Raw genomic sequence first — 14,326 nt, 5'->3', positions numbered from 1 at the left:
GGGATGCCGAACGGCGGGCGCTCCAGGGATGGGTTCGGAGCGCAATTGGATTCAGTGGTGGATGTAGCTCAGTTGGTGGCGACGTCCGCGGCTTTCGATCTGCCGGTGGCAGATCGAGCGGATGGCGCCGGTGAGGCAGGGATGCCGAACGGCGGGCGCTCCAGGGATGGGTTCGGAGCGCAATTGGATTCAGTGGTGGATGTAGCTCAGTTGGTTAGAGCACCGGATTGTGATTCCGGGGGTCGCGGGTTCGAATCCCGTCTTCCACCCCACTTCCCGATGCGGCATAATGCCGGGTCGAAGCCGCTCAGGGCGGCAGTTTGAAACGATGGGCCGTTAGCTCAGCTGGTAGAGCAGTTGACTCTTAATCAATTGGTCGAAGGTTCGAATCCTTCACGGCCCACCATCTCCTCCTCCCAGGCTTCGTCACCTCCGCTTCCGAACCGGCCAGGCCGCGTGCCGGGCAGCGCGGGGTGCGTGTGCGTTGCGAGAGTGGCGGAACTGGTAGACGCGCTGGATTTAGGTTCCAGTGGGGCAACCCGTGAGAGTTCGAGTCTCTCCTTTCGCACCATTCCGACCGGTTGCCGGCCCGTGGTCCGTGAACGCCGATAGTGGCGCATCGCGGCCGTGCCGGGCATCATGGCGGGCCCGATTTCATGCGCCGTGGCTCGACGCGGGCGGCGGCGCGAAACCCTTGAGGAGTGACCATGCAAGTCTCCATCGAAAACGTCGGCACGCTCGGCCGCAAGCTCACCGTCAGCGTTCCTTCCGACCAGCTTGAATCCACCATCCGCCAGCGCCTGAACGATCTGTCGCGCACCGTGCGCCTGAAGGGCTTTCGCCCCGGCAAGGTGCCGGGCAAGGTGATCGAGCAGCGCTTCGGTGCCCAGGTGCGCAGCGAAGCCGTCGGCGACCTGATCCAGCGCTCGTTCAACGAAGCGGTGCAGAAGGAAAACCTGCGGCCGGCGGTACAGCCGCAGATCGAGACGTCCGGGCTGCCCGAGGGCGGCGAGTTCAAGTACGTGGCGACCTTCGAGGTGATGCCGGAGATCGGCACCATCGACGTGTCCGCGCTGAAGATCACCCGGCCGGTGGCCGAGGTCGTCGATGCCGACATCGACCGCATGATTGATACGCTGCGCCAGCAGCGTCGCACCTGGGAGGATGTCCAGCGTCCCGCGCAGAAGGGCGACTTGGTGATGTTCGAGTCGGTGGCGACGACCGATTCGGGCCGCATTCCGGCCGAGGGTGTGGACCGCTCCGGCACGGTGCTCGGGTCCGGCGGCATCCTCGTCGAGCTGGAAGAGCAGCTGGTCGGTCTGGGAGCGGGTGATGCCAGGTCCGTGGAGGCCACCTTCCCCGCCGACTACCGCAACCCGGCGCTGGCCGGCAAGGCGGCAAAGATCGAGGTCAAGGTGGTGCGCGTGTCCGAGTCGAAGCTGCCGGCGCTCGATGATGCCTTCTTCGCCGCGTTCGGGATTCCGAGCGGCGGTGCCGAGCGCTTCCGCGTCGAGGTGCGCTCCAACCTGGAGCGCGAGCTCAAGGGCGCGCTGATGGTGCGCCTGAAGAACGACGTGATCGCCAAGCTGCTGGCCTCCCATGCCGATCTGGATGTCCCGGGCCGCATGATCGAAGCCGAGGCGCGCGGACTGGCGCGTCAGGCCGCCGAGCAGGCGCGCTCGCAGGGTCAGGAGGTTCCGAAGGAGGTCAGCTTCGAGCCCTTCCTCGGCCAGGCGAAGCAGCGCGTGACCGCGGCCGTCCTGCTGGGCGAGCTGGCGAGGCAGAACAACATCCGGCTGGACCCGGCGCGTCTGCAGGAGATGATGCAGCTCATCGCCTCCACCTACGAGGAGCCCGAGCAGGTCATTGAACTTTACCGCAAGGACCCCCAACTTCTGGACGGTCTGCGCAGCCGCGTGATCGAGGACCAGGTCATCGACTGGATCGCGGACCACGCCGACGCCAGCACCACGACGCTGAGTTTCGAGGATGTGATGAATTCCGGGGCCGCCGCCTGAGGCGGTGCCACCCTTTCGGGAGAACGAGCCAATGAACGTGCAGGGCCTGAACCTGGTGCCGATGGTGGTCGAACAGACCAGCCGCGGCGAGCGCGCCTACGATATCTACTCGCGCCTGCTCAAGGAGCGGGTGATCTTCCTCGTCGGGCCGATCGACGACTACGTCGCCAACGTGGTCATCGCGCAGATGCTGTTCCTGGAGTCGGAGAACCCGGACAAGGACATCCACCTGTACATCAACAGCCCGGGCGGCGTGGTCACGGCAGGCCTCGCGATCTACGACACCATGCGCTTCCTCAAGCCGGACGTGAGCACCATGGTGATCGGCCAGGCCGCCAGCATGGGCTCCTTCCTGCTGGCTGCGGGAACCCGCGGCAAACGCTTCGCCCTGCCCAATTCGCGCGTGATGATCCACCAGCCGCACGGCGGCGCGCAGGGCCAGGCGACCGACATCGAGATCCAGGCGCGCGAGATCCTCTACCTGCGACGCCGTTTGAACGAGGAGTTCGCCGCCAACACCGGGCAGCCGCTGGAGCGCATCGAGCGCGACGTCGAGCGCGACCTCTTCTTCAATGCGCAGGACGCCAAGGCCTACGGCCTGATCGACGAGGTGCTGGAGCGGCGTCCCGAGGACACCGTCAAGCCGGGTTGATTCTGGCCAGGCGGTTGTTTTTCCTGGGAAATACGGCGCTTGCAAGGGCCGCCGAACGGGAAAATGCCGCAAGGCACGCTTTTTTTCTTGCGCCCTGAGCTATCCTCGGGGCGTGTCAGGCAATTTGCGGGACGAAGGCAGGCATGAGTGAAGAACGGCAAGGCCGTGGCGGTGACAGTGGCAAGATCCTGTACTGCTCGTTCTGCGGCAAGAGCCAGCATGAGGTGCGCAAGCTGATCGCTGGCCCGTCGGTGTTCATCTGCGACGAGTGCGTGGAGCTGTGCAACGACATCATCCGCGAGGAACTGGAGGAAAAGGCCTCCACTTCGCGCAGCCACCTCCCCAAGCCGCGCGAGATCATGGACGTGCTCGACCAGTACGTCGTCGGGCAGTCGCGCGCCAAGAAGGCACTGTCGGTAGCGGTCTACAACCACTACAAGCGCATCGAGAGCCGCCAGAAGAACGACGAGGTCGAGCTGTCGAAGTCCAACATCCTGCTGGTCGGCCCCACCGGCTCGGGCAAGACGCTGCTGGCCGAAACCATGGCGCGGCTCCTCAACGTGCCGTTCACCATCGCCGACGCCACCACGCTGACCGAAGCCGGCTACGTCGGCGAAGATGTCGAGAACATCATCCAGAAGCTGCTGCAAAAGTGCGACTACGACGTCGAGAAGGCGCAGCAGGGCATCGTCTACATCGACGAGATCGACAAGATTTCGCGCAAGAGCGAAAACCCCTCGATCACGCGGGATGTTTCCGGTGAAGGCGTGCAGCAGGCCCTGCTCAAGCTGATCGAAGGCACTGTTGCCAGCGTGCCGCCGCAGGGCGGGCGCAAGCACCCGCAGCAGGAGTTTCTGCAGGTCGATACCAAGAACGTGCTGTTCATCTGCGGCGGCGCGTTCGCGGGCCTGGAGAAGATCATCCAGCAGCGCACCCTGGATTCCAGCGGTATCGGCTTTGGTGCCGACGTGCGCAGCAAGAAGCGCAAGGCCAGCGTCGGCAAGCTGCTGGCCGAGGTCGAGCCGGAGGATCTGATCAAGTTCGGCCTCATCCCGGAGTTCATCGGCCGCCTTCCCGTCATCGCCACGCTCGAAGAGCTGGATGAGGACGCGCTGATGAAGATCCTCACCGAGCCCAAGAACGCCATCACCAAGCAGTTCAAGAGACTGTTCGAGATGGAGGGCGTGGAGCTGGAGTTCCGTCCCGACGCGCTGCTTGCGGTGGCGCGCAAGGCGATGGAGCGCAAGACCGGGGCCCGCGGCCTGCGCACGATCCTGGAATCGGTCCTGCTCGACACGATGTACGAGCTGCCGTCGCTGGAGAACGTGGTCAAGGTCGTGGTCGACGAGTCGGTGATCAATCACCAGGCCGACCCCTACCTCATCTACGAAACCCCGGCAGCGGTGCCCAAGGCCGCCGCGGAATGATGGGAGGCGCGATCATCCGTCATTGACCGGAATCCGCGCCGCCATCATAATGCGCGGCCGCATTACCGGGCGGTTAGCTCAGCGGTAGAGCATTGCCTTCACACGGCAAGGGTCGCAGGTTCGATCCCTGCACCGCCCACCAATGAAAACAACGATTTGGGCTCGCTTCGGCGAGCCTTTTTCGTTTCCGTGCGACAGGCGTACAAAAAGCCTCCCAAAGAGCGGATCGCCCTGACCACTGTGGTCGGCGGCGTTCTCCTCGGTTCAGTTTCTTCGGTTCAGCCCAGCGCCGCTTCCAGCAGCGGGCGCAGCACGATGCGCTCCAGGCGCTCGGCGCGCTCCGGCAGGTAGCTTGTCGCGCCCTCGTCCATGTAGGTCGATTGCGCCAGTTCCAGCTGGATCGCTTCGACGCCGCGGGCCGGGTTGCCGTAATGGCGGGTGATGTAGCCGCCCTTGAAGCGCCCGTTGATGACGTGGCTGTAGCGGGTTTGCGACGCGAGCACGGACGCAAGCCGCGCCTGCAGCGCGGGCGTGCAGCTGGTGCCGCTGGCGGTGCCGAGGTTGAGGTCGGGCAGGCGGCCTTCGAAGAGGAAGGGCAGTTCGCCGCGGATCGAGTGGCCGTCCCACAGCAGCGCGCGCCCGAAGCGTGCGCGCAGGCGCGCCAGCTCGTCGGCGAGGGCGTCGTGGTAGGGCCGCCAGTAGCGCTCCACGCGCGCGGCGACTTCCGCCGCGTCCGGCTCCTGGCCCGGCAGGTACACCGGCTCGCCGGTGAAGCGCACGCTCGGGCACAGGCCGGTGGTGTTCTGGCCGGGATAGAGCGAGACGTCGTCGGGCGGGCGGTTGAGGTCGACCACGTAGCGCGAGTGGTTCGGGCGCAGGATCGACGCGCCCAGCTCGCGCGCGAAGGCGTAGAGGCGCGAGACGAACCAGTCGGTGTCGGGCGCGGTGCGCGCGGCGGGCGTCATGCGCGCCGCGAGCGCATCGGGGATGTGGCTGCCGTCGTGCGGCAGGCTCACCAGCAGCGGCGCGCGGCCGGATTCCAGCGTGAAGATTTCCATGCGCCCATTGTAGGCGCGTGCCGTCGCGCCAGGGCCGCGATGCCGGATCTCAGAGCTGCTCGGCTTCCTCGATCATCGGGCGCGGCGGTGCCAGCACCGGATCACGCTTCACGCCGCGGCGATAGCCCCACCACAGCGCGACCGCCGCGATGCACATCAGCGCGGCAGCCAGTGCGAGCAGGCTGCGATGGGGCGCGAGCAGGGGTGCGAGCAGGCCGGCGATGAGGGCGTTGATGCTCAGGCTGGTGAAGGCCTGGATCGAAGCCGCCGCGCCGCGGTGGCGCGGGTACATGTCGAGCATGAGGATGGTCAGGAGCGGAAACGCCAGCCCGATGCCGGCAGCGGCAAAGCCGAGCGGAATCACCGCCCAGGGCAGGCTGACCGCATCCACCGACAGGTTGTAGGCCAGGTTGGCCAGGGCGGCGAACAGCGACAGCCCGAAGCCCAGGCGCGCGGTGGCCGACTGGCTGGCGCGCCCCGCCAGGCGGCTGGACAGAAACGATCCGACCATCAGGCCCGCCACGATCGGCACGAACATCCAGCCGAACTGCTGCTCGTTGAGCCCCAGGTATTCCAGCACCACCACCGGGGCCGATGCGATGTAGAGGAACAGTGCGCCGAAGTTGAAGCAGGCCGCGAGCGAAAGCTGCAGGAAGCGCGGGTTGCGCAGAATGGCCCAGCTGCCGCGCACCAGTGCTGCGAGCCGCAGCGGCGTGCGCGCCTGTGCGGGATGGGTTTCAGGCATCCACGCCAGGCATGCGAGCAGCACCAGGAAGGCGAACAGGGCCATGGCCCAGAAGATCGCGTGCCACTGGCTCCAGCCCAGGATCCAGCCGCCGATGATGGGCGCGATGGCCGGGGCCACCGAAAAGATCATGGTGGCCTGTGCCATCAGCTTCTGCGCGGCATCGCCGTCCAGGCAGTCGCGGATGACGGCACGCGCCACGATCAGGCCGGCACCGGCGGACATGCCCTGCAGGGCGCGGAACACCAGCAGCCAGAACAGGCTTTGCGACAGCGCGGCACCGATGCAGGCGAACACGAAGATCGTCACGCCCGCGAGGATCACAGGGCGTCGCCCGATCGCATCCGACAGCGGCCCGTGCAGCACGCTCATCAGCGCGTAGGCGGCCAGATACACGCTGATCGTCTGTTGCACCGCGCCGTGCGATGCGCCGAAGTCCTCGCGCAGGGCAGGGAAGGCGGGGAAGATCGCGTCGATCGCGAACGGGCCGAACATCGACAGACCGGCCAGCAGCAGGGTGAGCCGCCACAGAAGGGCGGAGGAGCGGGTGGGCATCGCGGCAACCGGAAGGAAACGCGCAAGCCTAGCGCGTGAGTCCCGAGCGCCCGATGAAGCCGCGTCGACATACGGTGCCGCATGGTGCAATGCAGCGTGCGCAAGCGTGAAGAGCGTCGTAGATTCCGCACCGTACGCATGCGTACGTTCAGGCCGGATCGCGGCGCAGACCGCCCGGCATCGACACCATGGGGAGAGCATGATGATTCGTTCCACGTTCGTTCGGCTGACGCTGGCGCTGCTGCTGTGCGCCGCGTCGGGACTTGCGTTCGCGCAGGTCAATTACACCCGGACCCAGCATCCGATCGTGCTGGTGCACGGCCTGTTCGGCTTCGATTCGCTGCTGGGCGCGGTCGATTACTGGCACGCGATTCCCGGCGACCTGCGCGCCGGCGGCGCGAGGGTCTACGTGGCCTCGGTGTCCCAGAGCCACTATTCGGAGGTGCGCGGCGAACAGCTGATCGCGCAGCTTGACGCCTGGCGGGCGCTGTACGGCCATAGCCGCTTCAACCTGATCGGGCACAGCCACGGCGGGCCGACGATTCGCTATGTGGCCTCGGTACGGCCCGATCTGGTCGCCTCGGTCACCTCGATCGGCAGCCCGCACACCGGCAGCAAGGTGGCCGATGCCATCGATGCCGCGCTGCCGTCAGGTTCGCCACTGCGCCCGCTCGTGGCCGGCTTCGCCAACGCCCTGTCGAGCCTGATCGCCTTCCTGTCGGGCAATCCGGCGCTGGCGCAGGACTCCCTCGGCGCACTGGCTTCGCTCTCGAGCGCGGGTGCCGCGCAGTTCAATGCGCTGCATCCCCAGGGCATGCCGTCCATGGCCTGCGGCCAGGGCGCGGCGGTGGTCGATGGCGTCCGCTACTACTCCTGGGGCGGCACCTCGCGCCTGACGAATCTGTTCGATCCCAGCGACGCGATGATGGTCGCGGGCGGCCTGTTCTTCGGCGGCGAAGCCAACGACGGGCTGGTCGGGCGCTGCAGCTCGCACCTGGGCGTCGTGCTGCGCGACAACTACGGCTGGAATCATCTCGATGAGGTCAACCAGATGTTCGGCCTGCGCGGGCTGTTCACATCCGATCCCAAGGCCGTCATCCGCAGCCACGCCAACCGCCTGAAGAACGCCGGGCTGTAGGCCCGTCGCGGGCCGGGATGATGCGCTGGCGTCGATCGCTGCCGGTTGCCGTCGTGGTGATTGCGGGCGGCCTGCTGCTTCTGCGGCAGGCCGCGCCACGCGCGCCGGTCGACGCGTTGCCCGGCGCGCCACCGCTGGTCGCGGCCGAAGCGCATCCGCTTGCACGGCCCGGCCGAACCACGGCCGAGGCCGCGCCGCCTCAGGCGCATGCCACGATGCCGGACCTTCCCGAGACCGGGCTTGCCACCCTGCGCGAGCGCCTTGCGCACAGCTCGCTGCGCGGAGCCACACCCGACGGCGAGCTGACGCTCGATGCGTCGGGGCGGGTACGGCCTGATCGCGGTCTGCGGCGCCTGTTCGATCATTTCCTCAGCCTCTCGGGCGAGTTCTCCCTGACCGAAATCCGTGCCCTGGTGGCGGAGCGGGTGCGCGGCACCCTGGGTGATGCGCAGGTGGCGGATGTCCTGCGCTGGTTCGATCGCTATTGCGACCTGCGCATCGCGGAAGGCGCAGCATCGGCGGTCGATCCGCAGGCGTATGCCGCGCACCTCAAGACGCTGCGCCGCCGGCACCTTGGGGATGCGGTGGCGCAGGCGTGGTTCGGTGCCGAGGAGGCGGAGCTGGATCTGGCGCTGGCACGGCTGGCGGTGCGCGACGCGCCCGGAGTCGGGCCGGAAGAGCGCCAGCAGTGGCTCGACGAACTGGATCAGGCGCGTGCCGACGAGGTGCAGGAGGTATTGCGCGGCAGCCTTGACGCATCGCTGGCGCAGGCACAGGCCGCTCGCTTCGAGGCGGAAAACGCCGATGCGGCAAGGCGCCATCACGAGCGCGCCGCGCTGTGGGGCGAGGACGCCGCACTGCGCCTGGCGCAACTGGATGCGCAGAACGCCGACTGGGCGGTGCGACTGCAGCATTACCGCACGGCGCGCGCCGCGATGGCCGCCGAGCCGGCGGCCTTCGATGCCTGGCTGCAGGCGAACTTCAGCGCGCCGGAGCAACGTCGGATCATCGCGCTGGAGGCGATGGGCGACGGCGATCCCTAGGTGCCTGCGCCGCCGCGCATGCGGCTCGAATCGCGCCGGAAGCACGGCGTCCCGGACGGCGCGTTCACGCGCAGGCGTCCGTCCCTCAGCGCAGGAACACCTGCTTGCCGCCGACCCAGGTCTGCAGCACGCCGATCTTCCAGATGTCCTCGGCCGGGATGCTGAAGTAGTCGCGGTCGATCACGATGAAGTCGGCCCACTTGCCCGGTTCCAGCGTGCCCTGACGCGCCTCCTGGTGCGCGGCCCAGGCGGCATCGAGGGTGAAGGCGCGCAGCGCTTCCTCGCGCGTCATGCGCTGGTCGGCGTACCAGCCGCCGTCGGGATGGTTCTCGTGGTCCTGCCGCGTCACCGCCGCGTGCAGGCCGAAAAACGGATTGGGCAGCTCCACCGGGAAATCCGAGCCGCCCGCGATGCGGGTGCCCTGGTCCAGGAAGCGCCGCCAGGCGTAGCCGCCCAGGATGCGCTGCGGGCCGACGCGGTCCTCGGCCATGTTCATGTCCGAGGTGGCGTGGGTCGGCTGCATCGAGGCGATGAGCTGCAGCGGCAGGTAGCGCGGGATGTCCGCCAGCGCGGCGATCTGCGAGTGCTCCACGCGATTGCGCAGGCCGCGCGCCTCCGGATGGGCCTTGTAGGCGATGGAATAGGCGTCGAGCACCTGGCGCACGCCGGCGTCGCCAATCGCATGGATGTTGACCTGGAAACCCTGCGCGAAGGCCTTGTCCACCGCGTTCCGGAGTTCGGCGGGGGTGCGGAACAGCAGGCCGTGGTTGTGGGGATCGTCGCTGTAGGGTTCGATCATCGCCGCGCCGCGGCTGCCGAGCGCGCCGTCCGCCCACATCTTCACGCTGCGCACGGTCAGATGATCGTTGCCCGAGGCCAGCAGCGGGCCGTTGGCGGCGATCTGGTCGAAGTCCTCGCCGGTATCGCGCACCATGGCGTAGATGCGAAGGCTCAGGCGGTCGGCGTCGGCCATCTGGCGGAAGAGGTGCCAGTCGTCGGCATCGATGCCGGCATCGTGGACCGAGGTCAGGCCCAGGCTTGCGAGCGTCACCAGTGCGCTCTCGAGCGCGGCGCGCGCTTCCGCGGCATCGGCCGGCGGAATCTTTGCGCTCACCAGCCCCATTGCCGCATCGACCAGTACGCCGCCCGGATCGCCGTCGGCATCGCGCTCGATGCGCCCGCCCACCGGATCGGGCGTGTGGCGGTCGATGCCGGCAAGCTTCAGCGCCGCGGAATTGGCCCAGCCGGCGTGCCCGTCCACCCGTTCCAGCCAGACCGGACGATCCGCCACCACGGCATCCAGCTCGCTGGCGGTGGGGAAGCGGCCCAGCTGCCAGATCACCTGGTTCCAGCCGTTGCCGACGATCCAGCCGTCGCCGGGCCGCGCGTCGGCGAAGGCGCGCACGCGCTCAAGCGCCTCGTCGAGGGAGCGGGTGCCCACCAAGTCGGCCTGGCGCAGGGCGAAGCCCAGTCCCATCAGGTGCCCGTGCGCATCGGTCAGGCCCGGAAGCACTGTGCGGCCGGCCATGGATTCGATCCGGGCCCCGCCGGCGCGCTCGCGCAGCGCCGCTTCGCCGCCCGTTGCCACCACGCGCCCGTCCTCGTCCACCAGCAGCGCATCGAAGCGCTGCAGTGTGCCGCTGCCGTCCAGCGTGTAGCCGTTCATGCGGGTGAACAGCACCGGTTCGGCCGCGGCGGGCAGGGCGAGGGCCAGTGCGGTGGCGCAGGCCAGCAGGCGAAGGATCATCGGTGCTCCGGAATCCGCGATGGATGGAGCGACGAGTCTATAACGGGCGACGCGATCAAACTGTCACGCCGCTTCCAGCGCGAGCAGCCTGCGCTTGCGATCCAGACCGCCGGCATAGCCGGTGAGCGCCCCATCCGCGCCCACGACGCGGTGGCAGGGCACGATGACGCTGATCGGGTTGCGGCCGACGGCGGCGGCGACGGCGCGCACCGCGCGCGGGCGATCCAGCTGCGCCGCCAGCGCGCCATAGGTCGTCGTGGTGCCGGCGGGAATGCGCAGCAGCGCCTGCCACACCGTTTGCTGGAAGTGGGTGCCGCGCGACATGTCCAGCGGCAGCTCGAACGCGCTGCGCCTGCCGGCGAAGTATTCGTGCAGCTGGTGCGCGGCAGCGTCCAGGATCGGATTGCCCCGGCGCTCCGGAACCTGCGCAAGATCCGGGAAGTGGCGCTGGCCGTCGAACCACAGCCCGCACAGGCCGGCGGCGGTGGCTGCCAGGGTGACGCCGCCGAGCGTGGTTTCGGTACGCCTCAGGACGGTGTCGTTGGCGAGCGGGCTGCGCTGCAGGGTGATGGCGTCCACGGTGAAACTCCGATGAGAGCCTGACGGCCAGCATAGACCCGTTGCCGGGCTCGTGGAACGCCGCTGCGCCACCAGATGCCCTGCTGGCGTAGCATCGGTACGGGCAAACCCGTGCCCGATGGAGCCGTGTGGATGATGCGCCCTTCCGTTTCCCCCCGATGGCTTTGGCTGGCGCTGTTGCTGTGCGCCCCTCCGCTGGCGGCCGCGCCGGCGGCCTACCGGATCGATCCGGTGCATACGCGGATCCTGTTCCGGGTGGGACACAATGGCTTTTCCAGCGCCATGGGCACGTTTTCGCGTCCCGAAGGCACCCTCTGGTTCGATTCCGAAGACTGGACGACGGCGCGGCTGGACGTGAAGATCAGACTGCAGACGCTGGATCTTGGCGACGCGGACTTCGACGCGCGGATCCGGCGGCGCGCCTGGCTGGATATCGAAACGCATCCCGATGCGCGCTTCGTCTCCACCTCGATCGAACCCGTCGACCGCACGCACGCCCGCGTGCACGGAACCCTCACCCTGCGTGGCACCAGCGAGCCGGTGACGCTGGAGGTTCGGCTCAATCGCCATGCCCGCACGGCCTACAATTCGATGCGCCGCACGGCGGGCTTCTCCGCCAGCGCCACGCTCAGCCGGGCAGCGTTCGGGATGAAGGCGCATCCCAGGGCCGTGGACGATGCCGTTCATCTGATGATCGAGGCCGAGGCGATCCGCATCCCGAAAGATGAATGATGCGCAGCGCCCGCCCATTGTTTCGCCGGATGCAACGTCGTGATCCGCCGAATCGTCTTTTTCCCGATGCGGCCTGCGGTTAGGCTGCTCCCTGTCACTGGAGCCATGAGGAATCCCATGTCATTGCGCAATACGAACGATCGCTGGGCCTGGCCCAGCATGACGCTGCACTGGCTCATCGCGCTCTTGATCCTCGCGCTCCTGGGCGTCGGTTTCGTGATGGTCGAACTGCCGCGCTCGCCGCGCTACTTCTGGGTTTACGACCTGCACAAGTCGATCGGTCTGACCGTACTGGTGCTGATGCTGATACGGCTGGGCTGGCGGATTTACGCCGGCGCGCCCAAGCCGGTTCCCGGCACGCCGCCCTGGCAGCACGTCATGGCGCAGGCGGTGCACCTGGCGATCTATTTCGTGGCCCTGGCGATGCCGATCTCCGGCTGGCTGTACGACTCGGCCAGCGGACTGCGGGCGCTGAAGTTCTTCGGCTGGTTCACGGTGCCCAAGCTGGTCGCGCCCGATCCCGGGATCAAGAGCGTGGCGCACGAGTTCCACGAATGGGGCGCGTGGGTGCTGATCGCCCTGATCCTGATGCACGCGGGTGCCGCGCTGGTCCATCATTGGGTGCAGCGTGATCGCACGCTGTGGCGCATGTTGCCTGCTTCTTTCGAAAAAACGCGCTGAGAGGAGATTCCGACATGATTCGCTCCATATTCCTTGCCGCCGCGCTGGCGCTGTCGTTCGGTGCGCATGCCGGCGACTGGCAGGCCGATCCGGCGACGTCGTCGCTGAAGTTTTCCGGCAGCGCAGAGGGCGAGTCCTTCGTCGGCGCATTCAAGACCTTCACCCCGGCCATCGCCTTCGATCCGGCCGATCTGGCCAGCGCGCGCTTCGAGGTGGACATCAGCCTCGCCAGTGCCGACAGCGGCAGCGCCGAGCGTGACGAAACCCTGCGCGGCGGCGACTTCTTCTCGGTGGCACGTTTCCCGAACGCCACCTACACCGCCAGCGCGTTCCGCGATCTGGGCGGCGGGCGCTTTGCCGCCGACGGCACGCTGTCGCTGCGCGGCGTGGAGAAGCCGGTGACCCTGGAGTTCACCTGGTCGCAGGAGGGCGCAACCGCCACGCTCGACGGCACGGCCAGCGTCAACCGCATCGATTTCAACGTCGGCGGCGGCGACTGGGCCGACGCCTCGACCATCGTGCACGAGATCGGCGTCACCACGCACCTGTCGCTGCGCGCGAAGTAGCGGCACGAGAGGGCTTTGATGGCGAGGCGTGTGCATGGGGTGGCGTGATCGCTGGCGGCACCTGCGCCGGCCGCGCGGTGGCGATGCGCCGGCGCGCGGCGGTGACACGCACCTGCTGCGCGCCGCCGACAGCCTGCGCGCACTGCTCGACGATCCCTCCATCCCCGGCAGCATCCGCGCCAGCCTCGCGGCCGACTACGGTCGCATCGAGGTGATGCTGGACAAGCTGGAGCACGGGCACGTCCACATTGCCGTGTTCGGTCGCGTCAGCGTCGGCAAGTCGGCGCTCTTGAACGCGCTGCTCGGCGAGCCGGCGTTCGAGGTCGGCGTACTGCACGGCACCACCGTCACCGCCGGCCACCGCGCCTGGCGCGAGGCGCTGGGGCAAGGCGTCCATCTGATCGATACGCCCGGCATCAACGAGCTTTCCGGCGAGGAGCGCGAGGCGCTGGCCCTGGACGTGGCCGGCCGCAGCGATCTGGTGATCTTCGTCGTGGATGGCGACATGACCTCGGTGGAGGTGGATGCGCTGCGGCTGCTGGCAGGCACCCAGCGCCCGCTGCTGCTGGCCCTGAACAAGGCCGACCGTTACACCGCGGAAGAGCGCGAGGCGCTGCTGGCGCGGCTGCGCGAGCACGCGCGCGGCCTGGTGGTGGCGGAAAACGTCATCGCGGTGATGGCCCAGCCGGCGGCCCGGCGCGTGCTTCAGGTGCAGGCGGACGGGCGCGAGGTGGAGGTCGAGCGCGCGCGTGCGCCCGACGTGTCCGCGCTGCGCGGCCGCATCCTTGAAATCCTGGAGTCGGAGGGCAAGACCCTGGCGGCGCTCAACGCCGCGCTCTTCGCCGGGAAGCTCTCGGACGAGATCGGCGGGCGTCTGACCGCCGTCCGCCAGGATCTGGCCGGCCGCACGATCCGCATGTACTGCCTGGCCAAGGGCGTGGCGGTGGCGCTCAATCCCGTGCCCGTGGCCGACCTTCTCGCCGCCGCGACGCTGGACGTGGCCCTGGTGATGCACCTCTCGCGCATCTACGGCCTGCCGCTGACGCGGGTCGAGGCGGGCAGGCTGCTGGCCACCATCGCCGCCCAGCTCGCCGCGCTGATGGGCGCGATCTGGGGCGTGCATCTGGTCGCTTCCGCGCTGAAGCTTGCCAGTGCGGGGCTGTCCACCGCGCTGACCGCCGCCGCCCAGGGCGCGCTGGCCTGGTACGCCACCGTGCTGGTCGGCCGCGCCGCGGAGAAATACCTGGCGCAGGGCAAGAGCTGGGGCGAACTCGGCCCCAAGCGCGTGGTGGCGGATATCGTCCAGAGTCTGGACCGCGACTCCATCCTGCGCGAGGCGCGCGAGGAAATCCTCGCGCGCCTCAAGAACCGACCGGAAGCCTGAC

Annotated in this window: 13 protein-coding genes and 4 tRNA genes; 13 read left to right on the top strand and 4 right to left on the bottom strand. The window is 68.3% G+C overall.

Going from position 1 to position 14,326, the window contains the following annotated elements:
- Positions 1–195: 195 nt before the first annotated feature.
- The 7 genes from WB794_RS02565 (at position 196) to WB794_RS02535 (ending at position 4,239) form a co-directional block, all read left to right on the top strand.
- Positions 196–272: transfer RNA gene (locus tag WB794_RS02565), tRNA-His, on the top strand.
- Between the two features lie 58 nt (positions 273–330).
- Positions 331–406: transfer RNA gene (locus tag WB794_RS02560), tRNA-Lys, on the top strand.
- 80 nt (positions 407–486) lie between these two features.
- A tRNA-Leu gene (locus WB794_RS02555) sits at positions 487–571 on the top strand.
- A gap of 136 nt (positions 572–707) precedes the next feature.
- On the top strand, positions 708–2,018 hold the full coding sequence (gene tig, locus WB794_RS02550; protein ID WP_337334272.1) for a trigger factor: 1,311 nt from the start codon (positions 708–710) through the stop codon (positions 2,016–2,018).
- 31 nt (positions 2,019–2,049) lie between these two features.
- Positions 2,050–2,670 carry an ATP-dependent Clp endopeptidase proteolytic subunit ClpP gene (gene clpP, locus WB794_RS02545; RefSeq protein ID WP_337334271.1) on the top strand — a complete coding sequence of 207 codons (621 nt, stop codon included), beginning with the start codon at positions 2,050–2,052 and terminating at the stop codon, positions 2,668–2,670.
- A gap of 143 nt (positions 2,671–2,813) precedes the next feature.
- Positions 2,814–4,097, top strand: a complete 1,284-nt coding sequence (gene clpX, locus WB794_RS02540) for an ATP-dependent Clp protease ATP-binding subunit ClpX (protein ID WP_337334270.1) — start codon at positions 2,814–2,816, stop codon at positions 4,095–4,097.
- A 67-nt stretch (positions 4,098–4,164) separates the two neighbouring features.
- Positions 4,165–4,239: transfer RNA gene (locus WB794_RS02535), tRNA-Val, on the top strand.
- A gap of 136 nt (positions 4,240–4,375) precedes the next feature.
- Here WB794_RS02535 and hutG read toward each other — a convergent pair.
- On the bottom strand, positions 4,376–5,155 hold the full coding sequence (gene hutG, locus WB794_RS02530) for an N-formylglutamate deformylase (protein ID WP_337334269.1): 780 nt from the start codon (positions 5,153–5,155) through the stop codon (positions 4,376–4,378).
- 49 nt (positions 5,156–5,204) lie between these two features.
- On the bottom strand, positions 5,205–6,455 hold the full coding sequence (locus WB794_RS02525; RefSeq protein WP_337334268.1) for a multidrug effflux MFS transporter: 1,251 nt from the start codon (positions 6,453–6,455) through the stop codon (positions 5,205–5,207).
- 202 nt (positions 6,456–6,657) lie between these two features.
- Here WB794_RS02525 and WB794_RS02520 point away from each other — a divergent pair, with 202 nt between their 5' ends.
- Both WB794_RS02520 and WB794_RS02515 read left to right on the top strand, forming a co-directional pair.
- Positions 6,658–7,593 carry a lipase family alpha/beta hydrolase gene (locus WB794_RS02520; protein WP_337334267.1) on the top strand — a complete coding sequence of 312 codons (936 nt, stop codon included), beginning with the start codon at positions 6,658–6,660 and terminating at the stop codon, positions 7,591–7,593.
- A 20-nt stretch (positions 7,594–7,613) separates the two neighbouring features.
- Entirely contained in the window at positions 7,614–8,636 is a 1,023-nt protein-coding gene (locus WB794_RS02515) for a lipase secretion chaperone (RefSeq protein WP_337334266.1), read from the top strand.
- Positions 8,637–8,721: 85 nt separating this feature from the next.
- On the opposite strand, the gene WB794_RS02510 is transcribed toward WB794_RS02515, so the two are convergent.
- Together WB794_RS02510 and WB794_RS02505 are read right to left on the bottom strand one after the other, a co-directional pair.
- Entirely contained in the window at positions 8,722–10,383 is a 1,662-nt protein-coding gene (locus tag WB794_RS02510; protein ID WP_337334265.1) for an amidohydrolase, read from the bottom strand.
- Positions 10,384–10,446: 63 nt separating this feature from the next.
- On the bottom strand, positions 10,447–10,962 hold the full coding sequence (locus WB794_RS02505) for a methylated-DNA--[protein]-cysteine S-methyltransferase (RefSeq protein WP_337334264.1): 516 nt from the start codon (positions 10,960–10,962) through the stop codon (positions 10,447–10,449).
- A 132-nt stretch (positions 10,963–11,094) separates the two neighbouring features.
- Between WB794_RS02505 and WB794_RS02500 the strand changes: the two genes are divergently transcribed.
- The 4 genes from WB794_RS02500 (at position 11,095) to WB794_RS02485 (ending at position 14,325) form a co-directional block, all read left to right on the top strand.
- Positions 11,095–11,694: a YceI family protein gene (locus WB794_RS02500; protein ID WP_337334263.1), complete on the top strand. Its 600-nt coding sequence runs from the start codon at positions 11,095–11,097 to the stop codon at positions 11,692–11,694.
- 117 nt (positions 11,695–11,811) lie between these two features.
- Positions 11,812–12,375, top strand: a complete 564-nt coding sequence (locus tag WB794_RS02495) for a cytochrome b (RefSeq protein ID WP_337334262.1) — start codon at positions 11,812–11,814, stop codon at positions 12,373–12,375.
- Between the two features lie 14 nt (positions 12,376–12,389).
- Positions 12,390–12,941 (top strand): YceI family protein, encoded by a 552-nt coding sequence (locus WB794_RS02490; RefSeq protein ID WP_337334261.1) that lies wholly within the window; start codon positions 12,390–12,392, stop codon positions 12,939–12,941.
- A gap of 34 nt (positions 12,942–12,975) precedes the next feature.
- Positions 12,976–14,325, top strand: a complete 1,350-nt coding sequence (locus WB794_RS02485; RefSeq protein ID WP_337334260.1) for a DUF697 domain-containing protein — start codon at positions 12,976–12,978, stop codon at positions 14,323–14,325.
- Position 14,326 lies beyond the last annotated feature (1 nt).

The sequence above is a fragment of the Denitratimonas tolerans genome, assembly GCF_037203605.1.
Classification (GTDB): Bacteria; Pseudomonadota; Gammaproteobacteria; order Xanthomonadales; family Xanthomonadaceae; genus Denitratimonas; species Denitratimonas tolerans.
This window is presented reverse-complemented; position numbering and strand designations above follow the sequence as displayed.